The sequence below is a fragment of the Microbacterium resistens genome, from assembly GCF_031456305.1.
GTDB classification, from domain to species: Bacteria; Actinomycetota; Actinomycetes; order Actinomycetales; family Microbacteriaceae; genus Microbacterium; species Microbacterium resistens_A.
Map to the genome: position 1 here is coordinate 88,599 of NZ_JAVDUM010000003.1, position 22,849 is coordinate 111,447.

The 22,849-nt window shown below is 71.2% G+C and carries 19 protein-coding genes; 7 read left to right on the forward strand and 12 right to left on the reverse strand.

Features of this window, described 5'->3' with window-relative positions; genetic code table 11:
- Positions 1-67: 67 nt before the first annotated feature.
- The 7 genes from J2Y69_RS04300 to J2Y69_RS04330 form a co-directional block, all read right to left on the reverse strand.
- Complete coding sequence (locus tag J2Y69_RS04300; protein WP_310017929.1) at positions 68-661, reverse strand: GNAT family N-acetyltransferase; 594 nt, start codon at positions 659-661, stop codon at positions 68-70.
- 153 nt (positions 662-814) lie between these two features.
- Entirely contained in the window at positions 815-1,966 is a 1,152-nt protein-coding gene (locus J2Y69_RS04305) for a mannitol-1-phosphate 5-dehydrogenase (RefSeq protein WP_310017932.1), read from the reverse strand.
- Positions 1,966-2,397, reverse strand: a complete 432-nt coding sequence (locus J2Y69_RS04310; protein WP_310017934.1) for a PTS sugar transporter subunit IIA — start codon at positions 2,395-2,397, stop codon at positions 1,966-1,968. The genes J2Y69_RS04305 and J2Y69_RS04310 overlap by 1 nt, the downstream gene beginning before the upstream one ends.
- Before the next feature lie 72 nt (positions 2,398-2,469).
- Positions 2,470-4,083 carry a PTS mannitol transporter subunit IICB gene (locus J2Y69_RS04315; RefSeq protein ID WP_310017936.1) on the reverse strand — a complete coding sequence of 538 codons (1,614 nt, stop codon included), beginning with the start codon at positions 4,081-4,083 and terminating at the stop codon, positions 2,470-2,472.
- Between the two features lie 39 nt (positions 4,084-4,122).
- A complete protein-coding gene (gene ptsP / locus J2Y69_RS04320) occupies positions 4,123-5,781 on the reverse strand; it encodes a phosphoenolpyruvate--protein phosphotransferase (protein ID WP_310017938.1) in 1,659 nt (552 codons plus the stop codon).
- Positions 5,778-6,059, reverse strand: coding sequence for an HPr family phosphocarrier protein (locus tag J2Y69_RS04325; protein WP_310017939.1), 282 nt, complete (start codon positions 6,057-6,059; stop codon positions 5,778-5,780). Before J2Y69_RS04325 ends, ptsP begins: the two co-directional genes overlap by 4 nt.
- On the reverse strand, positions 6,056-6,355 hold the full coding sequence (locus J2Y69_RS04330) for a PTS sugar transporter subunit IIB (RefSeq protein ID WP_310017941.1): 300 nt from the start codon (positions 6,353-6,355) through the stop codon (positions 6,056-6,058). Before J2Y69_RS04330 ends, J2Y69_RS04325 begins: the two co-directional genes overlap by 4 nt.
- A gap of 115 nt (positions 6,356-6,470) precedes the next feature.
- Between J2Y69_RS04330 and J2Y69_RS04335 the strand changes: the two genes are divergently transcribed.
- A complete protein-coding gene (locus J2Y69_RS04335) occupies positions 6,471-8,441 on the forward strand; it encodes a BglG family transcription antiterminator (protein ID WP_310017943.1) in 1,971 nt (656 codons plus the stop codon).
- 47 nt (positions 8,442-8,488) lie between these two features.
- On the opposite strand, the gene J2Y69_RS04340 is transcribed toward J2Y69_RS04335, so the two are convergent.
- The 3 genes from J2Y69_RS04340 to J2Y69_RS04350 are packed head-to-tail and all read right to left on the reverse strand — an operon-like array spanning position 8,489 to position 11,261.
- The gene (locus J2Y69_RS04340) at positions 8,489-8,743 is read right to left on the reverse strand and encodes an HPr family phosphocarrier protein (protein WP_310017945.1); all 255 of its coding nucleotides are present in this window, start codon (positions 8,741-8,743) and stop codon (positions 8,489-8,491) included.
- A gap of 2 nt (positions 8,744-8,745) precedes the next feature.
- Positions 8,746-10,431 (reverse strand): phospho-sugar mutase, encoded by a 1,686-nt coding sequence (locus J2Y69_RS04345; protein WP_310017947.1) that lies wholly within the window; start codon positions 10,429-10,431, stop codon positions 8,746-8,748.
- Positions 10,428-11,261, reverse strand: a complete 834-nt coding sequence (locus tag J2Y69_RS04350) for a purine-nucleoside phosphorylase (protein WP_310017949.1) — start codon at positions 11,259-11,261, stop codon at positions 10,428-10,430. Before J2Y69_RS04350 ends, J2Y69_RS04345 begins: the two co-directional genes overlap by 4 nt.
- Before the next feature lie 58 nt (positions 11,262-11,319).
- Here J2Y69_RS04350 and J2Y69_RS04355 point away from each other — a divergent pair, with 58 nt between their 5' ends.
- A complete protein-coding gene (locus tag J2Y69_RS04355; RefSeq protein WP_310017952.1) occupies positions 11,320-12,756 on the forward strand; it encodes an NAD(P)H-quinone dehydrogenase in 1,437 nt (478 codons plus the stop codon).
- 360 nt (positions 12,757-13,116) lie between these two features.
- Here J2Y69_RS04355 and J2Y69_RS04360 read toward each other — a convergent pair whose 3' ends face one another.
- Together J2Y69_RS04360 and J2Y69_RS04365 are read right to left on the reverse strand one after the other, a co-directional pair.
- Positions 13,117-14,883: an ATP-binding protein gene (locus J2Y69_RS04360; protein WP_310017954.1), complete on the reverse strand. Its 1,767-nt coding sequence runs from the start codon at positions 14,881-14,883 to the stop codon at positions 13,117-13,119.
- 115 nt (positions 14,884-14,998) lie between these two features.
- Entirely contained in the window at positions 14,999-15,649 is a 651-nt protein-coding gene (locus J2Y69_RS04365) for a Maf family protein (RefSeq protein ID WP_310017955.1), read from the reverse strand.
- Positions 15,650-15,683: 34 nt separating this feature from the next.
- Here J2Y69_RS04365 and J2Y69_RS04370 point away from each other — a divergent pair, with 34 nt between their 5' ends.
- From J2Y69_RS04370 to J2Y69_RS04390, 5 genes are all read left to right on the forward strand, one after another.
- Complete coding sequence (locus tag J2Y69_RS04370; protein ID WP_396653037.1) at positions 15,684-16,979, forward strand: class I SAM-dependent RNA methyltransferase; 1,296 nt, start codon at positions 15,684-15,686, stop codon at positions 16,977-16,979.
- A 13-nt stretch (positions 16,980-16,992) separates the two neighbouring features.
- Positions 16,993-17,658, forward strand: a complete 666-nt coding sequence (locus J2Y69_RS04375; protein WP_310017957.1) for a response regulator transcription factor — start codon at positions 16,993-16,995, stop codon at positions 17,656-17,658.
- Positions 17,648-18,874 (forward strand): ATP-binding protein, encoded by a 1,227-nt coding sequence (locus J2Y69_RS04380; RefSeq protein WP_310017959.1) that lies wholly within the window; start codon positions 17,648-17,650, stop codon positions 18,872-18,874. Before J2Y69_RS04375 ends, J2Y69_RS04380 begins: the two co-directional genes overlap by 11 nt.
- Positions 18,871-19,896, forward strand: coding sequence for a hypothetical protein (locus J2Y69_RS04385; RefSeq protein WP_310017960.1), 1,026 nt, complete (start codon positions 18,871-18,873; stop codon positions 19,894-19,896). The genes J2Y69_RS04380 and J2Y69_RS04385 overlap by 4 nt, the downstream gene beginning before the upstream one ends.
- Before the next feature lie 65 nt (positions 19,897-19,961).
- Positions 19,962-22,664 (forward strand): DEAD/DEAH box helicase, encoded by a 2,703-nt coding sequence (locus tag J2Y69_RS04390; RefSeq protein ID WP_310017963.1) that lies wholly within the window; start codon positions 19,962-19,964, stop codon positions 22,662-22,664.
- Positions 22,665-22,849: the final 185 nt, after the last annotated feature.

Genomic DNA, 22,849 nt, shown 5'->3' on the forward strand with positions numbered 1-22,849 from the left:
GCCGCGGCGCCGTGAGGAGTAAGGGATCGCCCGTGGTCCCCGTTGCTGTGGTCTCCGGCGCTGCGGCTCAGCGGACGCTGCGGCGCGCCAGCCGGGCGTCGAGACCGTTGCGGACGGCGGGCCACTCGTGGGGGAGGATCGAGTAGACCGCCGTGTCGCGGAGCGATCCGTCGGCCATGATCCGGTGACTGCGCAGCACGCCGTCGAGCTTCGCGCCGAGGCGCTCGATCGCGGCGCGGGACTGGTGGTTCATCACGTGCGTGAACAGCTGCACCGAGATCGCGTCGCAGGCCTCGAACGCGTGCGCGAGGAGGAGGCGCTTGACCGCGGGGTTGACCTCGGTGCCCTGCGCCTCGCGACCGAGCCAGGTGTAGCCGAGCTCGGTGCGGCGGTGGGACTGGTCGATGTTGCAGAAGGTCGTCATGCCGACCAGACGGCCGGTCGCGAGGCGGCGGATGGCGAACGGGTTCATCGATCCGGCATCCCGGAGCGCGAGCCGGCGGGAGATCTCGTCCGGCACCTCATCGGGCGCGGGGACGACCGTGTACCAGGGGCGCTCCATGTCGGCGGCCGTCTCGGCGAGGCCGGCCGCATGATCGGGGCTCAGCGGCTCGAGGCGTACGAACTCGTCTTCCAGGGTCACGACCGAGGCGAAATCCATGCCACGAGCCTAACCCGCGTGGGTCTCCGCATGCCGTCATCAGGGGCGCGCTCCTGATGACAGGGCGCGCGCCTGTCGGATCAATGCACTCCTGTCGGCCCGGCCAGGGCCAGGAGTCCGACAGGAGTGCAATGGTCCGACAGGCGGAGTGCGTCAGAGCTGTGTCTGACGGAGGGCGACCGCGTCCCGCACCGCGGGGAAGAGCGGATGGGAGTCGTCGAGCCCCGTCACCTCGACGGTGAGGGCGTCCGCGCCCCTGGTCCGCAGCAGCTCCTGCAGCGCGACGGCCTCCGGGTCCTCCGGCTCCGCGAACGCCAGCGCCGCCGACATCGCGCCGACGAGCGCCTCGGTCGCGAGCCCGCGCTCCGCGGCGAGGGCGGCGGGGCCGACGAAGCGCTCGTGCCGGGCGAGCTTGCGCAGCGGCTGCCGTCCCACGCGCTGGACGGTGTCGGGGAGCTCGGGGTTGCGGAACCGCTGGAGGATGGTCGCGCGGTAGGCGGCGAGGTCGGCGGGGTCCAGCCCGCGCGTGGCGACGAGCACGGCGGAGGTCTCCTCCAGGGTCGCGGCCACCGCGCGGACGATCGACTCGTCGGCGAGCGACTCCGCGATCGTCGCGTATCCGGCCCGTGCGCCGAAGTAGGCGGTCGCCGCGTGCCCGGTGTTGACGGTGAACAGCTTGCGCTCGATGTACGGCGCGAGGTCGTCGACGAAGTGCGCGCCGGGGATGCGGGGGCGGTGCTCGCCGAACGGCCCGCTCTCGATCGCCCACTCGACGTAGGGCTCGACCGTCACGTCGATCCCGGTCGCGGGCTGGGCCGCCGGCACGATCCGGTCCACGGCGGTGTTCGCGAAGACCGCCCGCGCGAGGAGCTCCTGGGCGCGCTCTCCCGCGGCCTTCTCGACCTCGGCGCGGAGGAGGTCCGTCGCGCCGATCGCGTTCTCGCACGCCATGATCTGGACGGGGGCAGCGTCCGGGGATCGGCGGGCGAGGCCCGCGACGATCGCCGGGGCGACGAAGCGGAGCACGGTCGGCCCGACCGCCGTGGTCACGACGTCCGCGGTCGCGATCTCCGCGGCCACCGCCTCCGGATCCCGGCCGCTGTCCACGGCGCGGAAGCCGGTGACCTCGTGATCGCGCCCTCCGGGGCCGGCCTCGTGCACCGTGTAGCGGTCCGTCGCGTTGATCGCGTCGACGAGCGCGGAGGCGACGTCGGAGAAGACTACCTCGTAGCCGCCCTCGTGCAGGAGCAGGCCGACGAACCCCCGGCCGATGTTCCCCGCGCCGAAGTGGACCGCCGTGGGCATCAGCCGTTCACCTCCGAGAGGAGCTCGAACAGCTCGTCCGGCGTGGTCGCGGCGGCGAGACGGGCGACGTCGTCCTCCTCGGAGAAGAGGATCGCGATCTGCGACAGGATCTCGAGGTGCTCGTCGCCGCGGCCGGCGATGCCGATCACGAAGGTGACGGGGTCGCCCGCCCAGTCGACGCCGTCGTCGTAGCGCACGACCGAGAGCGCGGAGGCGAGGATCTCGTCCTTCGCCTCGTTCGTGCCGTGCGGGATGGCCAGGCCGTTGCCCATGAAGGTGGACACGGTCTGCTCGCGCTGACGCATCGCGTCGAGGTAGGCGGGCGTCACGGATCCGGCGGACACGAGGAGGCCGGCGACCTCGCGCAACGCCTCGTCCTGCGTGGCGGAGCCGGGATGGATGCGGATCTGGTCGCGGTTCAGGATGCTCATCGGTGTGTTCCTCTCTGGGGTGGACGCAATGGTGCGTGGGGTGGGAGGGCGTGCCCCTCCCACCCCACGGGCTCAAGCTTGGGAGTCGTGCTGCCGGCGGACCAGCTCGACGACCTCCTCGTACTTCGGGGAGTTCATGAAGTTGTCCACCGAGACGTGCAGGGAGTCCGGCGACTGCGCCCTGGCGCGGTCGGTGAGCTGCTGCTGGGTGATCACGAGGTCGGCGGTGCCGTCGAGGTTCGCGATGGCCTGGTTGATCACCGTCACCCCTTCGATCCCGGCCTTCTTGAACTTGTTCCGCAGCACGCTCGCGCCCATCGCGGAGGAGCCCATCCCGGCATCGCAGGCGAACACGATGTGGGAGATGGGGGCCTCGGCGACGAGACCAGCGGCCGCCGCGGCGGGCGCGGCACCTGCGGCACCCGCGGCGGCGCCGGCCGGGGCCGTGGCGTCGTCCGTGCCGGCGGAGGCGGCGAGGTCGGAGAGCGCGCTGGAGGACTTCCCCTTGTTCGTCTCGGTGCGGCGGATGGCCTCCGCGAACGCGTCGCCGCTCAGCGCCTCGGCGGCGAGGTCGCGCTTGCGCGAGGCGCGCAGGATCACGGCGGCGACGAGGAAGGTGACGGCCGCGGAGAGCACCACCGACAGGATCACCGCGAAGTAGGCCCCGTTGGCCGTCTGCGCGAGGACCGCGATGATGCTGCCCGGCGCCGCGGGCGCTCGCAGCGCGCCGCCCAGGAGCATGTTCGTGGTGACACCGGTCATGCCACCGGCGATGAGGGCGAGGATCAGCGTCGGCTTCATCAGGGCGTACGGGAAGTAGACCTCGTGGATGCCGCCGAAGAACTGGATGATCGCGGCGCCGGGGGCGGTCGCACGCGCGGCGCCGACGCCGAGCAGCGTGAAGGCCAGGAGCAGGCCGAGGCCGGGACCGGGGTTGGCCTCGAGCAGGAAGAGGATCGACTTCCCGGACTCGGTCGCCTGCTGGGTCCCGAGCGGGGTGAGCACGCCGTGGTTGATCGCGTTGTTCAGGAAGAACACCTTGGCCGGCTCGATGAGGATGCTCGTGAGCGGGAGCAGGTTGTTCTCCACGAGCCAGTTGACCGCGGAGCTCAGCACGCTCATGAGGCCGTTGACCAGCCAGGCCACGGGGTAGAAGCCCAGGATCGCCATCGCGAAGCCCCAGATGCCGGCGGAGAACATGTTCACGAGCATCTCGAAGCCGGCGCGGACCCGGCCCTCCCACAGGCGGTCGAGCCACTTCATCGTGTACGCGGCGATCGGGGCTATGATCATCGCGCCGATGAACATGTGCACCTGGCCGAGGGGCTTCGCCTCCGGGTCCGCGGCGAGGAGCTCGGCGTTGAAGTTCGCGATCAGGAGATCGGAGCCCGCGATCACGCCGAAGGTGGCGATCGCCGCGACGACGCCGCCGCGCACGCGGTAGACCATCGATCCGCCGGTGTAGGCGATGAGGAGCGGGAGGAGGTAGTGGATCATCGGGCCGACGAGGGAGGAGAGGCCCGGGTTGGGGGTCCATCCCACGTCGATGAAGAAGGCGGTGAAGATGCCCCAGGCGATCAGCGCCGGGATGTTGGGCATGATCATGCCGGAGAGGAACGTGCCGAAGCGCTGGATCGCGACGCGCACGGATCCGGGCTGCGCGGCGGGGGCTGACGTCGTCGTCATGAGGTCGTCGCTTTCTGTGTCGGGTGTCTGAATCGGGTGTCAGGAGGGGTTCCGCGCCGCGGTGGCGGCGGCGCGGGCGCCGGCCGCGTCGTCCGCCGCGAGGGCGGCCTCCGCGAGGCGGCGGGCGTCGTCGAGCGTGTGCGCTGCGAGGGCGCGGCGCACGTCGGCGAGAGCGGAGGGCGCCATCGAGAGCGATCCGACGCCGAGCCCCGCCAGCACGACGGCGAGGAGCGGGTCGGCCGCGGCCTCGCCGCAGACCCCGACGGGCTTGCCGAGACGCCGGCCGGCGGCGCCGACCTCGGCGACGAGGCGGAGCACGGCGGGGTGCCAGGGGTCCTGGAACGAGGCGACGGAGCCCAGGAGCCGGTCGGCGGCCATCGTGTACTGGGTCAGGTCGTTCGTCCCGATGGAGGCGAAGTCGGCGTGCGCCAGGATCCGGTCCGCGAGGAGGGCCGCCGCGGGGACCTCGACCATGACGCCGGCCGTCCGCAGTCCATACTCCCCGGCGAGCGCGGTGAAGTATGTCGTCTCCTCGACCGTGGCGATCATCGGGGCCATGACCCACAGGTCGGCCTCGGTCTCCGCATCGGCCTCGGCGAGGGCGGTGAGCTGCTCGCGGAGGATGTCCTCGCTCGCGCGGAGGGCGCGGAGTCCCCGGAGCCCCAGGGCGGGGTTCTCCTCATGCGCGTCGTTGAGGAACGGCAGCGGCTTGTCCGCGCCGGCGTCGAGGACGCGCACGACGACCTTCTTCCCCGGGAAGGCGGACAGCAGCTCCCGATACGCCTCGCGCTGCTGCGAGACCGTCGGGGCCTGGGACGCCGAGAGGAAGAGGAACTCCGTACGGAAGAGCCCGACGCCCTCAGCACCCCGGTCGACGGCATCGGCCGCGTCTGCGGGTCTCCCCAGATTCGCCAGCAGCGCGATGGGCGTGCCGTCGGCGAGGGCGCCGGGAGTCAGTGGCGCGGCGTCGGCGGAGCGCCGGTCGGCGATCCGCTGCGCTGCACGGTCCTGTTCGTCCTGCCCCGGATCCGCGGTCACCGTGCCCGAGGAGGCGTCGACGATCGCGAGGGTCCCGGTGGCGAGGCTCTGCGCGTCGGCCGCCCCGACGACGGCGACGATGCCCTTCTCGCGGGCGAGGATCGCGGTGTGCGAGGTGGGCCCGCCCTCGAACGTGACCAGCGCGAGGACCTTCTCGAGGTCCAGGAGCGCCGTGTCGGCGGGGGCGAGGTCGCGGGCGACGAGCACGAAGGGGTGCCCGGGGTCGGGCACGCCGGGGGCCGGGCGTCCGAGCAGGTGGGCCTGGACGCGCTGCGAGATGTCGTCGAGGTCCGCCGCGCGCTCGCCGAGGTAGCCGCCGACGGCCTCCAGGGTGGCGCGGAAGCCGGCGAACGCGTCGTGCACGGCCCACTCCGCGGTGCTCCCGGCGGCGATGCGGGCGTCGAGCTCCTCCTCGAGGGTGGGGTCCTCGGCGATCATCGCCTGGGCCTCGAGCACCTCCTGCGCGGCGCCCCCGGCCTGCTCGCCGCGTCGCTGCAGCTCGGCGGCGACGCTCGCGACGGCCTCGCGAGCCCGTGCGCGCTCCGCGTCGGCGCCGAGGGCGCTCGGCGTGGAGTCCGGGGCGGGCAGGGGCTCCGCCATGCGGACGACCGGGCCCTGGGCGATGCCCTGCCCGATGCCCACCCCGCGGAGGGTCCTCATCGCGCGTCCTCGTCGTGATCGGTCGTCAGCAGCTCGGCGAGGCGGTCCAGGACCGCCTCCGCGCCCTCGCCGTCGGCGGAGAGCGTCACGTAGTCGCCCTGCTCGAGCCCGAGCGCGATGACGCCGAGGATGCTCGACGCGTTCACGGCCTTCCCTGCGTCCTTGGCGAGGGTGACGGCGAGTCCGCTCTCCTTCGCCGCCTGGGCGAAGAGCTTCGCGGGACGGGCGTGCAGCCCGTGCGACGAGCCGATGCGGACGGTGCGGGTGGAGGTGGTCATGGCGTTCCTTCCGGGGCAGTGGCCTCGACGAGGGCGTATGCCCGCGTTCCGTCGAGGTCGGCGAAAGCGTCTTCGGGCAGCACGACGATGCGGGCCCTGGATGCGCGGTGCGCGATCTCCTCTCGGCGATCGGCGACGTGCGGTCCGACCAGGACGACATCGGCGAACGGGTCGACCGCGTCGATCGCCGCGGCGGCGACCTCCCAGTCCCGCCCGGCGGCGAGGGCGGTGCGTCGCAGCCTTGCCGCCACGAACGTGCTCGACGCGCCGGCGCCGCACACCACTTGGATCCTCATCGATGCCATCCCTTCGGTGCCATTCTTTTCCGCCGGCGCCGCAGCGGCCACCAGGTTCTCTTCCGCCCCTCCGGAACACGGCTCCGCGCCCCCGGCGCGCGAGGATGCTGACATCATGAGGATGACCCGTGCGCGACGCGGGGGAGAGGCGAGCGGAGAGAGCGTGTCGATTCGGCGTCAGGACCAGCTGCTGAGCACCCTGCTGCGCGAGGGGTCCTGGGCGACGGCGGCCCGCCTCGCCGACATCCTCGGCGTCACCCCGCGGAGCGTGCGCACCTACGTCGCCGCGGCGAACGCCCGCGTCGGACGCGGGGACGCGATCGAGTCGGGCCCGGCCGGATACCGGGCCGGCCCGTCGGCGCGGGATGCGCTGCGGGCGCGCGGCTCCGCGCAGTCGACGCCGCGGGCGCGCCTGCACCGGCTGGTGCGCGCTCTTCTGGCCGATCAGGCGGGGGTGGACGTGTTCGCGACCGCGGAGCGGCTGCACGTGAGCGAGGCGACCCTGGAGGCGGACCTCGGCCGGGTGCGCGCCCTGCTCGACGGCACGGGGCTCTCCCTGGAGCGGGATCGTGAGATCGTGCGCCTCCGAGGGCCGGAGCAGGCCCAGCGGAGGCTTCTGAGCAGGCTCGCGCACGACGAGATCGAGACGGCGGGCTTCCCCGTCGACCCCTTCCGCCTGGCGCTGGAGGGCAGCGTCGTGGAGCCGGGCGCCGTCGCCCCGTTCAAGGCGGATCTCGTCGCCGAGCTCGGGCGTCTCGGGTACTACGTGAACGAGCTGGCGATCTCGGACGTGCTGCTGCACATCGCGATCGCCGCCGACCGGGTCGCCGCGGGGCGCGCGATCGACCGGGCGGCGGACCCCCACGACGACGAGCCGGTCGCGGTCGGCGAGGTGATCGGACGCCTGTCCCGGGACCGGCTGGGCGTGGAGCTGGGGGTCGGCGACAGGACACACCTGGCCCGGCTCGTGCTCACCAGGGTCGTGGCCCCGGGTTCCGCCGATCCCGCCGCGGTCGCCCGGGCAGGGCTCGAGCCCGCGGTGGAGGAGGCGGTGCGCGCGGAGGTCGTGCAGGCGGCGGCCGACTATCAGGTCGATCTCGTCGACGACGCCTTCATCCTCCGCCTCGCGCTGCACGTGCAGAACCTGCGCCGCCGGGCGCGGGAGGAGACGCGGACCAGAAACCCGCTGACCCGGTCGCTGAAGTCCGCCTACCCGATGATCTTCGAGGTGGCCGTCTCGATCGTCAGCGGCCTCCACGACAGGCTGGGACTGCGGGTCGACGACGACGAGATCGCCTACGTCGCGATGCATATCGGCGGACGGCTCGAGCGCAGCCGCCGTGCCGACTCGATGCTGACGGCCACCATCGTCTGCCCCGGATACTACGAGCTGCACGAGGTGCTGCGATCGCGGGTGGACCGGTCGCTGGGCCCGGAGATCGAGGTGGTCCGGGTGGTGACCCAGATCGATCCCGACTGGGCGGCCATCGGCACCGATCTGGTGCTGAGCACGATCGATCCGCCGGCGAGCGCCGACCGGGTGGTGCGGATCCAGCCGTTCCTCACCGACGCCGACGTGGAGCGGGTGCAGCAGTCGGCGGCCCGGCTGCGGCGCTCACGGCGCCTGACCCGGCTCCGCGAGGAGCTCTCCCGCTACTTCTCCGCGGAGGCGTTCGTCCATCCGATCCCCGACGAGGGCGAGGAGGCGATCATCCGCCGGCTCGGCTCCCTCCTCGTCGACGGCGGCATCATCGGCGAGGACTACGTGGAGAACACGATCCAGCGCGAGCGGCTCTCCTCCACCGCGTTCAGCGACGCGCTCGCCGTGCCCCACGCCTTGCAGATGACCGCCGAGCGGACCGCGATCGCCGTGGGGGTGGCCGCCGGCTCCGTCGCCTGGGGGACGGGACGGGTCCAGGTCGTGGCGCTGGCGGCGTTCAGCGAGAAGGACCGCGCGGCGTTCCAGACCGTCTTCGAGCAGCTCGTCGAGGTGTTCGGCGAGGGGGAGAGCGTGCAGCGGATCGTCCGCCGCGGCACGACGTTCGCCGCGTTCCTGGACGAGCTGGTCGCGGTGATCGACGGCTGAGCGGGAGCCATCGCCCGGCCGGCGCCTGCCCGCTCAGACGTCGCGCCTCAGCCGTCGAGGACGCGGCCCATCTCCTCCAGCAGCGTGTCGGCGCCTGCTCCGTCGGCGGTGAGCTCGACCTCGTCCCCGGGGAGCAGCGCCAGGTCCATCACCGCGAGGACGCTGCGGAGATCGACCCTGGCCCCGTCGGGGCCGGTCAGGGTGACCGGTCCCGGGTGGGCCAGGGCCAGACGCGCGAGCTCCGCGACGGGGCGCGCATGCGCCCCGCCCGCGGTCCGGATCACGACGCGTCGGGAGGGCATCCTCAGCCCAGCTCGTCCAGGAGGGCGCGCACCGCGTCGCTGAGACGGCCGATCGCCGTGCGCGCGGACTCGGCGGACTCGGCGCGGGCGTCGATGTACACCTTGAGCTTCGGCTCCGTTCCGCTGGGACGCACGATCACGCGCGACCCGTCGGCGAGGCGGTAGCGCAGCACGTCGCCCGCCGGGGCGTCTCCGCCGACGGTGAGGAGGTCCTCGGCGGATTCCACGGCGGTCTCCCCGAAGGCGACGGGCGGACGCTCGCGGAGCGCCGTCATGATCCTGCCGATGACGGCGACGTCCTGGACCCTGATCGAGACCTGGTCGCTCGCGAAGTGACCGATCTCGGCGGCGAGCTCGTCCAGCAGGTCGAGCACCGTCGCACCGCGGCCTCGTGCCTCAGCGGCGAGCTCCAGCAGCGCGAGGGCCGCGGAGATGCCGTCCTTGTCCCGCACCGTGCCCGGATTCACGAGGTAGCCCAGGGCCTCCTCGTAGCCGAACACCATGCCGGGGGCGCGGGAGATCCACTTGAAGCCCGTGAGCGTCTCGTGGAAGGCGAGGCCGTGGCGTTCGGCGATCGCGCCGAGACCGGGCGAGGAGACGAGGGAGCACGCCAGCGATGCGCCATCGCGTCCGGCCGCTGCCCGTGCCGCGCGGCGGCCGAGCAGCAGGCCGACCTCGTTGCCGGAGAGACGGCGCCAGCCGCCGGCGGCGGTGGCGTCGGGGACGGCCACGGCGAGACGGTCCGCATCAGGGTCGTTCGCGATCACGAGCTCGGCACCCGTGTTCCGCGCCCGTGCGAAGGACAGGTCCATCGCGCCGGGCTCCTCGGGATTGGGGAAGGAGACGGTGCGGAAAGCGGGATCGGGGTGGAGCTGGGCGTCCACGGTGCGCGGCGCGGGGTAGCCCGCGGCCTCCACGATCCGGGAGAAGGTCTCCCAGCCCACGCCGTGCATCGCCGTATACACCCACCGGAGCCCGGCCGCCGTCTCCGGCGCGGGGGCCACGGCGGCGGTCGCCTGGACGTACGCCTCGACGACGTCCTCCCCGGCGGTCTCGTACGCCGAGGAGCGCGGGAGCGCCCCGACGTCCCCGAGGGCTGCGACCTGCTCGATGCGGGCGGCGATCTCGGCGTCGGCGGGCGAGACGATCTGCGACCCGTGGTCGGCCCCGCCGAGGTACACCTTGTAGCCGTTGTCGTTCGGCGGGTTGTGGCTGGCCGTGACCATGACGCCGGCGTCGGCGGCCAGGTGGCGCACGGCGAACGCGAGCACCGGGGTCGGCAGGAGACGGGGGAGGAGGATCGCGCGGAGCCCGGCACCGGCGAAGATCTCGGCGGAGTCCTGCGCGAAGACCCGGGAGTTCCTGCGTCCGTCGTAGCCGATCACGACGGTGGGGACGACTCCGGCCTCCGCCCGGTCGGCGAGGAACGCCGCGAATCCGGCGGCCGCCTGCGCGACGAGCACCCGGTTCATGCGGTTGCTCCCGGCGGCGAGCTCTCCGCGCAGTCCCGCGGTCCCGAAGGCGAGCCGCGACCCGAAGCGGTCCTCGAGCTCGGCGAGGGCGGTCGCCTCGCCGGCCGAGGCGCGGGTGATGATCCCGGCGAGCTCGTCACGGGTCTGCGGATCCGGATCCTGCCGGAGCCAAGCGCGGGCCTGGGAGAGCCGGTCCTGTGCCGGCTGCTCGCTCACAGCGCCCCGATCACACGGGCCAGGAGCGAGGAGATCACGGGCTCGGCCTCGCGACCGGCCTCGATCACCTCGGCGTGGCTGAGGGGCGTCTTCTGGATTCCGGCGGCGAGGTTCGTGATGAGCGAGAACCCGAGCACCTCCATGCCCGCCTCGCGGGCGGCGATCGCCTCCAGGGCGGTGGACATGCCGACGATGTCGCCGCCGATGGCCTTGGCCATCCGCACCTCGGCGGGGGTCTCGTAGTGCGGTCCGCGGAACTGGCAGTAGACGCCCTCGTCGAGCGAGGGGTCGATCGTGTGGGCGAGGTCGCGCAGACGCGAGGAGTAGAGGTCGGTGAGGTCGATGAAGGTCGCCCCCTCGAGCGGGGAGTCCGCGGTGAGGTTGATGTGGTCGCTGATCAGCACGGGCTGGCCGGGGCTCCAGGACTCGCGGACGCCGCCGGCGCCGTTGGTGAGCACCATGGTCTTGGCGCCGGTCGCTGCGGCCGTGCGGACGCTGTGCACGACGCGGCGGACGCCGTGCCCCTCGTAGTAGTGGGTGCGCGCGCCGATGACCAGCACGTGCGCGCCTCCGGGCGTGCGGATGCTGCGCAGAGTCCCGACGTGACCCTCCAGCGCGGGCTTGGAGAAGCCGGCGACCTCGGTGGCGGGGATGGTGGCGACGGTCTCGCCGATGAGCTCGGCGGCCTTCCCCCAGCCCGAGCCGAGGGTGACGGCGACGTCGTGGGTCTCGACCCCGGTGAGCCGGTGGATGTCGGCGGCGGCCTCGGCGGCGATCGCGAACGGATCGGCGGAGGGGGCGTCGAGGGGGTTGTCATGGATCTCTGGCATGGATCCACTCTAGGAACTGTGCCCGTGAGGGTGCCAGATATGCGGGAGAATGGTTTTCATGTCTCAGGCTCCCTTCGCGATCAGGCAGAGCGTCGCCGTCCTCGGCGGCGGTCCCGGCGGCTACGAGGCGGCGCTCGCTGCCGCCCAGCTCGGGGCGGAGGTGACGCTGGTCGAGCGCGTCGGCGTGGGCGGATCCGCGGTCCTCACCGATGTCGTCCCGTCGAAGAGCCTGATCGCGACGGCCGACGCCGCCGTCGCGATCACCGAGGCGTCCGACCTCGGCGTGCAGTTCTACGCGAAGGGCGCCGAGGGGAAGCCCCTGAAGCCCCGCGTCGCGATCAACCTCGCCGCCGTGAACAACCGGCTCCTGACCCTCGCGCGTCAGCAGTCCGACGACATGCGCTCGGCGCTGGTCGAGGCGGGCGTGCGCATCCTGTCCGGCCACGGACGCCTGGACGGTCCCGGCGGGATCGTCGTGTCCACGGGCCCGGGCGGGACGGACTTCGACCGCGTCGAGGCCGGCACCCTCGTCGTCGCGGTCGGTGCATCGCCGCGCGAGCTCGACTCCGCCAAGCCCGACGGCGACCGGATCCTCACCTGGACCCAGCTCTACGGCATGAAGGCGCTGCCGGAGCACCTGATCGTCGTCGGCTCGGGCGTCACCGGCGCCGAGTTCGCCTCGGCCTACATGAACCTCGGGGGCAAGGTCACCCTCGTCTCCAGCCGCGACCAGGTGCTCCCCGGCGAGGACGAGGACGCGGCGAAGGTCCTGGAGAAGGTCTTCAAGCGGGGCGGCATGCAGGTGCTCTCCAAGTCCAGAGCGGAGAGCGTGGAGCGCACCGACGACGGCGTCCTGGTCACGCTCGCCGACGGCCGCACCGTCGAGGGCAGCCACTGCCTCATGGCGGTCGGGTCGATCCCGAACACGACGGGGATCGGGCTGGAGGAGGCCGGGATCGAGCTGACCGAGTCCGGTCACATCCGCGTCAACCGCGTCGCGCGCACGTCCGTGTCCAACGTCTACGCGGCCGGCGACTGCACGAACTTCTTCCCGCTCGCCTCGGTTGCCGCGATGCAGGGGCGCACCGCGGTCTTCCACGCCCTCGGCGACATCGTGATCCCGATCGAGCAGCGCAAGATCACCGCGAACATCTTCACCGCCCCGGAGATCGCGACCGTCGGGTACTCGGAGCAGGACGTGCAGAACGGCGCGGCCGACGGCTTCGTCTACAAGCTGCCGCTGGCCGCCAACCCCCGCGCGAAGATGATGGGCATCAAGGACGGCTTCGTCAAGATCATCGCTCGCAAGGGATCGGGCACCGTGATCGGAGGCGTGATCGTGGCGCCCAAGGCGTCCGAGCTGATCTACCCGATCGCGGTCGCGGTGGAGCGTCGCCTCACCGTGGACCAGGTGTCCCGGGTGTTCGCGGCCTACCCCTCGCTGTCCGGCAGCATCACCGACGCGACCAGGGCGATGCACCTCGGCAACATGTAGCGCTCCCGCTCCCGCGTCCGCTCGCTCCGCTCCCCGCGAGACAGCATCCGCCTTCCGAGACTGCATCTCCCGCTCGAGACTGCGCGAAAATCGCGCAGTCTCGAGACGCAGATGCAGTCTCGCGGCCTGTGCCTTCGAACCGTCCCCGGCCCGTCCGTGGTACGAGTGTGGTGCGGGTGTTCGCTCCGGTCGCGATTTCGGCCGTCCGTGCGCGGCCGGAGCGGCCGAAATCGCGACGGGAACGACAGCGCTCGACGCCAGCGCGGGGTGCCAGCGCTGGACGCGAGTGCGAGGTGCGAGCGCGGGGTGCCAGCGCTCGACGCGAGTGCGAGGTGTGAGAGCGAGGCGCGAGAGCGGGGGTCAGCTGATCGTGAGGAGCTGATGGCCCGCGGTGACGGTCTCGCCGGGGGCGGCGTTGATCGCGCCGACCACGCCGTCCTTGTGGGCCTGGAGGGGCTGCTCCATCTTCATGGCCTCGAGGACCACGACGAGGTCGCCCTTCACGACCTGTTGCCCCTCCTCGACGGCGACCTTCACGATCGTCGCCTGCATCGGGGACTTCACGGCGTCGCCCGATGCCCCGGCCGACGCGCTTGTGGCGTGGCTGCGGCGCGACGGCGGCACGGCGGCGGGGCGCCCTGCGCTGCCCGCTGCGGCTGCCACCCGGTCGGGGAGGCTCACCTCGAGGCGCTTGCCCCCGACCTCGACGACCACGGTGTGGCGGCCGGCTGAGGCCGCAGGGGCCTCCAGCTCTCCGTCCCAGGCGGGGATGTCGTTCACGAACTCGGTCTCGATCCAGCGCGTGAACACGCCGAAGACGCCGTCCTCCGCGACGAACGCGGGGTCACGGACGACCTTGCGGTGGAAGGGGAGGACCGTGGGCAGGCCCGCGACCTCGAACTCGTCGAGAGCGCGTCGGGAGCGCTCCAGCGCCTCCGCACGATCCTTGCCGGTGACGATGATCTTCGCCAGCAGCGAGTCGAACGCGCCCGAGACCTCGTCGCCCGCGGTCACGCCGGAGTCGAGTCGGATGCCCGGGCCGCCGAAGGTCTTGAACACCTGGATCGGGCCCGGCTGCGGGAGGAAGCCGCGTCCTGGGTCCTCGCCGTTGATGCGGAACTCGAACGAGTGGCCCTGAGGGGCGGGATCCTCGTAGTCGATCGTGCCGCCGGCGGCGATCCGGAACTGCTCGCGGACGAGGTCGATCCCGGTGACCTCCTCGGAGACCGGGTGCTCCACCTGGAGGCGGGTGTTGACCTCGAGGAAGGAGATCGTGCCGTCGGCGCCGATCAGGAACTCGCACGTGCCTGCTCCGACGTAGCCGACCTCGCGCAGGATCGCCTTGGACGCCTCGTAGAGGATGCGGTTCTGCTCCTCCGTGAGGAACGGCGCCGGCGCCTCCTCGACGAGCTTCTGGTGACGGCGCTGCAGTGAGCAGTCGCGGGTGGAGATGACGACGACGTTGCCCGCGGCGTCCGCGAGGCACTGGGTCTCGACGTGGCGCGGCTTGTCGAGGTACTTCTCGACGAAGCACTCGCCGCGACCGAACGCGGCGATGGCCTCGCGGGTGGCGGACTCGAACATCTCCGCGACCTCGCCCAGCTCGCGGGCGACCTTCAGGCCGCGTCCGCCGCCGCCGTAGGCCGCCTTGATCGCGATGGGAAGACCCACCTGCTCGGCGAACGCCACGACCTCCTCGGCGGTCTCGACGGGACCGGGGGTGCCGGGCGCGAGGGGGGCGCCGACCTTCTCGGCGACGTGGCGGGCCGTCACCTTGTCGCCGAGCGACTCGATCGCCTCGGGCGACGGGCCGATCCAGACCATTCCTGCGCCGATCACCGCGCGGGCGAAGTCGGCGTTCTCGGCGAGGAAGCCGTACCCGGGGTGCACGGCGTCTGCTCCGGCGCGGCGTGCGACGGAGAGGATCTTGTCGATCTGCAGGTAGGTGTCGGCGCTGGTGGCGCCGTCGAGCGCGTAGGCCTCGTCGGCGAGCCTCGCGTGCAGGGCGTCCCGGTCCTGATCCGCGTAGACGGCGACGGAGGAGAGACCGGAGTCGCGCGCGGCGCGGATGATGCGGACGGCGATCTCGCCGCGGTTGGCGACGAGCACCTTGGCGATTTCAGGCATGAACGTCAGCCTATCGACCGTCGGCCCGATCCTTTTGACGACTCTCCACAAGAATCTCTGCCAGACGTGGGCGAGACTCTACGAGCCGGTCTCGGCTCCCCCGGGGATGGGACGGTCAGCCGACCCGATTCCACAGGTCGGTCCACCGCACGCCGAGCTCACCGGCGAGCCGCCGCAGCATCGACAGCGACATGCCGACGACGGTCGAAGGATCCCCCTCGACCCGCTCGATGAACGCCCCGCCGAGACCGTCCACGGTGAAGGCCCCCGCGACCTGGAGCGGCTCGCGGGAGGCGACGTAGGCGCGGATCTCCTCGGCCGTGACGTCGGCGGCGAACGAGACGGATGCCTCGGCGGACGCCCACGCCTCGACGGGCTCACCGCCCGGCCGGATCAGGAAGACGCTGTGCCCGGAGTGCAGCACGCCGGTGCGACCGCGCATCTCCTCCCAGCGGCGGATCGCCTCGTCGGCGCGATGCGGCTTGCCGTACACCCGGCCGTCGATCGCGAACATCGAGTCGCCGCCGATCACGATCCCCTCGAAGGCGGGATCCTCCGCGCTCAGGCGCGCCGCGACGTCCGCGGCCTTCGCCCTGCCGAGCAGCAGGACGATCTCGGCCGGCTCCAGCGGCGCGCCCCGGCGTTCCTCCTCCGCGCGGGCGACGGCGTCCTCGTCGACGTCGGGGGCCATCGTGAGCGGCTCGATGCCGCTCTGCCGCAGCAGGGCGAGGCGGGCGGGGGAGGTGGAGGCGAGGCAGACGCGCATGCGTCCACGCTATCCGCCGTGGGATCATCGGTAGGTGACTACCCCTGGCGACATCCTCGAGCTCGACGTGACCGGCATCGCACACGGCGGGGTCATGGTGGCTCGGCACGAGGGCCGGGTCGTGTTCGTCGCCGACGCCATCCCCGGCGAACGGGTCCGCGCGCAGGTGAGCGACGCGTCGAAGGACGCCTTCTGGCGGGCCGAGACCGTCGAGGTGCTCGCCGCATCGCCGCACCGTCGCGCGCACGTCTGGGCGGAGGCGGACGTGCGGATCGCGCCGTCGTCCCGACCGGGCGGCGCGGACCTCGGCCACATCGAGATCGGGCATCAGCGCGCCCTCAAGCGCCGAGTGCTCGCCGAGGCGCTGGACCGCTTCGCCGGAGGGGGCATCGAGGCGCCGGAGATCGAGGACATCGGGGGCGCGGAGGAGGGTTGGCGCACCCGGGTCACTCTGCATGTGGACGCCGACGGCCGCGTCGGCCCGTTCGCCGCCCGCAGCCATCGGGTCGTCCCGGTCGCCGACCATCCGCTCGCCCGTCCCGCCGTCGCCGAGGCCGCGCGCGAGCTGGCGGGAACGGCGGGACGTCGTCATGAGGGCCGGATCGAGCTCGTCGAGCCGGCGGACGGGCGCGTGCGCGTCCTGGAACGGGCGGACGACCGGCCCCGCCCCGCGACGAAGGCGCAGAGCGGCGGAGGACGCCGGAGCCGCCGTCCCGCCCGCCCCGTGCCGGAGGTCATCCGCGAGCGGGTCGGCGACCGGGAGTTCCTCCTCGACGTCAACGGGTTCTGGCAGGTGCACGCCGGCGCCGCCGCGACGCTCGACGCTGTGGTGGCCGACCTCCTGGCGGGACGGGTCGATCCCGACGCGGCGCATCTGGACCTCTACGGCGGCGTCGGGCTCTTCGCTGCCACGCTCGGACGCCTCGGCGCCCGGCGGATCACCACGGTGGAGGCGAGCGCCCGCGCCACCCAGCACGCGCGGGCGAACCTCGAGGACCTCGGGGTCGAGGCCGTGACCGCACGCGCCGACCGCTTCCTCGCCGCCCTCCGCGAGGGCGACGATGGCGCCGCCGTCGCCGGGGGAGCCGTGGTCCTGGATCCACCGCGCGCCGGCGCCGGCCGCGCGGTGGTCGAGGCGGTCGCGGGGCTCGGGCCCGCCTCGATCGCGTATGTCGCCTGCGATCCCGTGGCGCTCGCGAGGGACCTCGGGACGTTCCGGGGTCTCGGCTACGAGGCCGAGGAGCTCCGCGCTCTCGATCTCTTCCCGCACTCCCACCACTTCGAGGCGATCGCGCTGCTCACCCCCGCCGGTCGCCGCGGCGGCGCCTGAGTAGGCTGACGGGATGAGCAGCGTAGCCCTCATCGACGATCACGAGTCCGTTCGGCTCGGGCTCTCGGCGACCTTGGAAGGGGCGGGGTTCGCGCTCGTCTTCGCCGGCGGCGGCGTCGGGGAGTACCTCGATCGGCGGAGGACGACGGGGATGCCGCCGGCCGATGTCGTGGTGCTCGACCTGACCCTCGGCGACGGCACGACGGTGACCGAGAACGTGATGCGGCTCGTGGCCGACGGATCCAGCGTCGTGATCCACAGCGTGGCCGACCGCCCGGCGGCGGTGCGCGAGGCGCTCGCGGCCGGCGCTGCCGGCATCATCAGCAAGTCCTCGCCGATCGACGACGTCATCGCCGCCGTGCGCACCGTCGCGCAGGGAGAGGCGCTGAACAACGTCGAGTGGGCCAGCGCCGTCGAGGGCGATCGCGCCTTCGCCGACGCCCAGCTCTCGGTGCGCGAGCGCGAGGTCCTCCGCCTGTACGCGACCGGGCTGCCGCTGAAGGCGGTCGCCGAGCGGCTGGGGGTCGCGTACTCCACGGCGAAGGAGAACATCACGCGCATCCGCGTGAAGTACGTCGATGTGGGGCGTCCCGCGCCGACGAAGATCGATCTGCTGCGACGGGCGATGGAGGACGGTATCCTCAACCCGCCGCAGGAGGATCACTCGATTGTCCCCTGACACGACCCTTCGGGCGGCCTGGGAGAAGATCCCGTCGCCGGGGGAGGTGGGCCGGGAGCTGGAGCGTTTCGCCGGGAAGCGGATGGAGCGCATCATCGCGATCGTCGTCGGCGTCGGCGCGCTCGCCCTCGGCGTCCAGGCGTTCATCTCCGCGATCGGCAAGGTGTCGCGCATCGACGTGCCCCACGTCGCGCTGATCCTCCTGGCCTTCGTCCCGTTGGCGATCATGCTCGTCGCCTGCGTGATCGGGCGCGGCGTGCGGGTCGCTGCCGGTTCGTTCACGATCGCCTACGCCCTCGTCCTCGCGCTGTGGCCGTTCGTCGCGCTGCACGGCGGCTCTCCGACGAGCCAGCCCTGGATTTTCTTCCTCGTGAACGTCGCCGGAGTGGCGGCGGTCGTGGCCTTCCCGATCGTGCTCCAACTGCTGTGGGCGCTGCTCGGTCCCTTCCTGTACGGCTTCGTCCGTCTCGCGCAGGGCGGCTTCGCCGCCGGCTTCTGGGAGACCATCGCCTTCGACGTCTCCTTCACCCTGATCCTCGGATGCGTCCTGGTCGCGCTCGCATGGATGTTCCGCTCCGTCGCCGCGGGCGTGGACGATGCCAGGGGCAGGGCCGTCGCCTCGTATGCCGCCGCCGCTGCGGCTGCCGCGGCGGAGGAGGAACGGGTCGCGGTGGCGGCCCTCATGCACGACAGCGTGCTCGCGGCCCTCATCGCGGCGGAGCGCGCGCGCACCGACCGTGAGAAGGACCTCGCCGTCGCGATGGCACGGGAGGCCCTCACCCGCCTCGCCAACGCCGAGGCGTCCAGCGCGCAGGAGGGGAGCGAGGAGCCCGTCGAGATCGCGCGCATCGCCGAGGACCTCGAGCGCGTCGTCGCCGAGATGGACACGACCGCGATCGTCGACTGCTTCGGCCACGGCGCGGTGCCCGACCGGGTGGCGCGCGCCGTCGCGCTCGCCGCGCGCCAGGCGATCGGCAACGCCATCGTGCACGCCGCGGGGCGGGGGCTCGTGATCGTCGTCGAGGGGCACGGCGAGACCGGCCTGACCGTGAAGGTCAGCGACACCGGCGGCGGATTCGACCCCGAGGCGGTCGGGGCCGACCGGCTCGGCATCCGCGCCTCGATCCTGGCGAGGATGGCGGCGGTCGGCGGGACCGCGACGATCGAGTCGGATCGGCGGGGCACGAGCGTGACGCTGGGATGGTCCGTCTCGTGAGGCTCACGGTCCGCAGCGTCGCCACGATCCTGGCGATCGGGTTCGCCCTCTACCTCGCCTTCCGGGGGCTGTGGTGGACGGTCCCGCCTCGGGTCCCGTGGCTGCTGGTCGCCTCGGTCCTGCTCTTCCTCGCGGTGATCGCGCTGACCGTGATCGTCGGCGCGGGGCGGCGGCTGCGCATGCCGATGCCGTTCGCGGCGATCGCGCTGGCCGCAGGTGCGGTGATCCCGGTGCTGGCCAACCTCGCCCTGGACCCGGCGGCCCTCCGGGCACCGTACGCCACCTGGTACATCGGCGGGGTGGGACTCATCGGCGTGATCTGCATCGTCCGCCGGCGATCGCTCCTCGGCTGGCTCGTGCTCGTCGCGCTCACGGCGACGACGAGCGTCTGGATCGGCATGGACGGCGCGCTGGACCTCGGTCTCGTCGGCTCCGCGGTGTGGATGGTCATCGCCCAGCTGCTCTCGGCCTTCTGGGACCGGGCGGTGCGCGACACCGACCGGCTCGTGGGGATCCAGCAGGCGGCGTCCGCCTGGCACACGACGCAGGCGGTGCGGCAGCGGGAGCGTCGGGTGCGCGTGCAGTACGCGCTCGCCGTGGCGGGTCCTGTGCTCTCCCGGGTGATCGAGTCGACGGGCGACCTCGGCCAGGAGGAGCGTCTCGAGGCGCGGCTCGCGGAGGGGCGTCTGCGCGACGAGATCCGCGGTGCGAACCTCCTCAACGAGGACGCGCGGGCATCGATCGCGGCGGCGCGCCGGCGGGGTGTGACCGTGACGGTCTTCGACGAGGGCGGCCTCGACGAGCTGGACGAGGACGCGCGGGACCGGATCAGGGCGGAGCTGGCGGCGGTGCTCCGCGACGCCGACTCCGCACGGCTGATCATCCGCGCGGCCCGCGACGCGGAGATCGCGGTCACGGTCGTGGGACGCACCGCTGCGGGAGAGTCGTCCGACGAGGACTCGGTGGAGCTGTGGCGGGAGATCCGCCGGAGTGCACGGGATCCCCGCGCCGAGAAGGGCTGAGCAACTTCGATACAGCGTCTTGTCATGCCATGGTTAGGTGAGAGCAAGCTCTGGGGGGAGCACGAGTGAGTCATAGAGACAAGGACCCGGTTCAGGCCGCGCGGGAGAGGGCTTTCGGACTCGGCTGGAAGGGCATACATGAGCTTGCCTCCGAGGCGATCGAGGGGGATGTTCAGCACGCGTTGCTACACGGCAGCGCTGTAGAGTTGCCGTCGATGCCGTGTGGCTGGAACAGCGATGCGAGAAGAATAGAGATCGTCGTCGGTTCCCGACAAGGCGTGCTGTGGAAGCAAACGAAGTTCTTCGCAGTCGATGCTGACCTCGATCCGAAGCGGGTGGAGAACCGGCAGCCTCTGGAGTATGAGCGGTACTTCCCATCCAAGGGGCTTCTGACTCTTTCCATCCCTCCGCAGAGTCGGGCCAGGTTGGCTCAGGCCGTCAAGGTGCGCGTGTTCCGTTCGGACGACACAGAGCTGAAGATCAAGGAAGGGCTGCAGTCAGCACTCGGTCAATCCAGCCGTGGCGACGTGCTCGCCTCGCTCTGGAGTCGTGTCGGCGCCGGCCCGTCGCATGTGGCGAAGAATCCTGACTATCTGCCCCCCGATCGGGCGATGAATGAAGGACAGTTACGGGCTCTCTCAGCAATGACCTCTCCCGGCGGGTTTCTCGTATGGGGGCCTCCGGGGACGGGGAAGACGACCGTCATCACCAGCGCCGTCGTCGACGCTTTACGCGCGGATCGGTCCGTGCTCATCGCCTCGCACACGAACGTCGCCGTCGACAACGTTCTTCGAGGCATCATCGAAGACGACGTCAAGTACGGTCTCGGATTGACTGAGCCTGGTCGCTTGGTACGACATGCGGGTGATGATCAGAAAGTACTGCCGGCAATCGCCGAGCACCGATACCTGCTTGTGGAGAAGGCTGCTGCGCTCATTACGAACGTTGAGCAGCGTCGGGCTGTCATCGACGGGGCGATTGGTGAGAACAGGAGTCATCAGGACCGGGTGCTTGAGCTCCGAATCAGACGGGAGCTCGATGCGGCCGAGATCGCTGTGACGATACTCATTCGCGCGGTCGATGCAGAAGCCGAATTAACAGCTTTATCGAGGCTTCGCGATGACATTTCGCTCGTCGTCGAAGAGCAGCAAAAGGCAGAAGAGGAGCACCGCAGGGTCTATCGTGCCTACGCCGAATTTGCTGGCTCCGGCGATCGGCTTCGTGCCCACGAGGAGATACTGGCACGGGTCACTCATGGACACGCAGAGCACAAGGTCGCCTTAGACCACCTTCATGACGAAGTGCGCGCGCGGGAGAGGATGCTGAAGATTGCGTCCTCAAACCTTCGGACAGCGGAGATATCTCTCCGATCCGGCTGGCGTGGCGTATTTCCCTGGATTCGCCGTCGTCACGAACTGCTTCACGAGGAGGCTTTTCGGGGTGAGCAGGCGGCCATGCTCAACGTCGAAGATGCACGTGCGCGCCGGGACGAGGCGGTACGACGGCTCCGAGAGGCAGCGGTGCGAGTCGATCATATGAACGATGAACGCGATGCTCTTCTTATCTCTGCGAGGGCGGAGGTCGTCGCCGCCCGGACGGCCCACGACGCTGCCGACATCGTTAGGGCTGTCACGGAGCGCAGGCGCGAGATCGCCACTCGTATCTCCGAGCTTGAGGAGGAGGTGGGTGACATCGATGTTCATTCCTCGCTCATCAATGCCGCTGTTCAGGACGGGTCGATGAAGCGCGTCATCGAGTATCGCAACCTTCTAGAACGAGTCGCTGAGCTGGATGCCACATTGGAGGATCTCGAGTCCGCACGGACTGTGCTGGAAGACGAGTACCGCAAGACCAAGGAAGAGCTTCTCGCGAAAGCGCCGGTCGTTGCGTGCACGTTGACGGCGTTGACCTTCAATCCGACTCTTCTCGCTCGAAGGTTCGATGTCGTCATCATCGACGAAGCTGCGGGTGCGTCCGCGGCGTCTGTCGTGTACGCCGGTTCTCGGGCGGATCGCACCCTCGCCGTGGTCGGGGACTTCCTCCAGAATGCGCCTATCAACGAGATCGAGGACCCCCGCACTGAGGAGGAGAGTCGAATCGCGGCATGGCGCACCTCCGACGTCTTCGAGTTGGTCGGGATCGCCGACAGGAAGAGCGCGGACGAGCACCCACGTTGCATCGCGCTGTCGACGCAGTACCGGTACCCGCCGATCATTGCGAGTGTCGTCAACAGATTCTGCTATGACGGGCTCCTCGACAGCGCCAGATCTGATCCTGAGGACGGCGTCGCCGTCATGACCTTCATCGATACGTCACGGGTCACTGGCCTTCGTTTCAAGAAGGCCGGGGAGTCCTGGTCTTGCGAGGCCACCGCGAACATCGCGATCGACTACGCCGCGCTGTCCACGGGCAGCACAGGGTTCGTCACTCCATATGTGGGCCAAGCCAAGCTGGTCGCCAGCAAGGCTGCTGCCCGTGGCCTTGTCCTTCCCGCCGGAACCGCTCACCGATTCCAGGGGCAGGAGTACGAAACTGTCATCTTTGACCTTATGCAAGACGACAAGCCGCGCTGGATCGCTGGCGCTGACCTTCGCGCGGGTCGACGCGCGAACAGCGCCGCAAAACTGCTGAATGTAGCGCTGACACGCGCGAAGGATCGGATCTTCCTCATCGGTAACTGGGAATTTGTTCGATCGCAAAGCTCACCGGGAATGCAGGCCATCGCGATGCTCGAAGGTCATCCGCTCTTCCGCATTGAGCGAGCCTGACCATCGGGGGCGAACGTCTGCCCCGGTGAGGGAGGAGGATCCCGGGGCGGACGCTTTGAGGGCGAGGGGCGGCGAAGCCGCCTGCCCCTCGCCGGTGCGGAACAGTTACCCGAAAACCGTCCGCGGAGACCGGTGATCGTCTATCTACCCTGTGACAGAGGACCGGCCGAACGCGAAGCGTTGCA

Coding starts and splice junctions, on each gene's coding strand:
- J2Y69_RS04300 (WP_310017929.1), bottom strand. CDS start 661: ATGGATTTCGCCTCGGTCGTGACCCTGGAAGACGAGTTCGTACGCCTC.
- J2Y69_RS04305 (WP_310017932.1), bottom strand. CDS start 1,966: ATGCCCACGGCGGTCCACTTCGGCGCGGGGAACATCGGCCGGGGGTTC.
- J2Y69_RS04310 (WP_310017934.1), bottom strand. CDS start 2,397: ATGAGCATCCTGAACCGCGACCAGATCCGCATCCATCCCGGCTCCGCC.
- J2Y69_RS04315 (WP_310017936.1), bottom strand. CDS start 4,083: ATGACGACGACGTCAGCCCCCGCCGCGCAGCCCGGATCCGTGCGCGTC.
- ptsP (WP_310017938.1), bottom strand. CDS start 5,781: ATGAGGACCCTCCGCGGGGTGGGCATCGGGCAGGGCATCGCCCAGGGC.
- J2Y69_RS04325 (WP_310017939.1), bottom strand. CDS start 6,059: ATGACCACCTCCACCCGCACCGTCCGCATCGGCTCGTCGCACGGGCTG.
- J2Y69_RS04330 (WP_310017941.1), bottom strand. CDS start 6,355: ATGAGGATCCAAGTGGTGTGCGGCGCCGGCGCGTCGAGCACGTTCGTG.
- J2Y69_RS04335 (WP_310017943.1), top strand. CDS start 6,471: ATGAGGATGACCCGTGCGCGACGCGGGGGAGAGGCGAGCGGAGAGAGC.
- J2Y69_RS04340 (WP_310017945.1), bottom strand. CDS start 8,743: ATGCCCTCCCGACGCGTCGTGATCCGGACCGCGGGCGGGGCGCATGCG.
- J2Y69_RS04350 (WP_310017949.1), bottom strand. CDS start 11,261: ATGCCAGAGATCCATGACAACCCCCTCGACGCCCCCTCCGCCGATCCG.
- J2Y69_RS04355 (WP_310017952.1), top strand. CDS start 11,320: ATGTCTCAGGCTCCCTTCGCGATCAGGCAGAGCGTCGCCGTCCTCGGC.
- J2Y69_RS04360 (WP_310017954.1), bottom strand. CDS start 14,883: ATGCCTGAAATCGCCAAGGTGCTCGTCGCCAACCGCGGCGAGATCGCC.
- J2Y69_RS04365 (WP_310017955.1), bottom strand. CDS start 15,649: ATGCGCGTCTGCCTCGCCTCCACCTCCCCCGCCCGCCTCGCCCTGCTG.
- J2Y69_RS04375 (WP_310017957.1), top strand. CDS start 16,993: ATGAGCAGCGTAGCCCTCATCGACGATCACGAGTCCGTTCGGCTCGGG.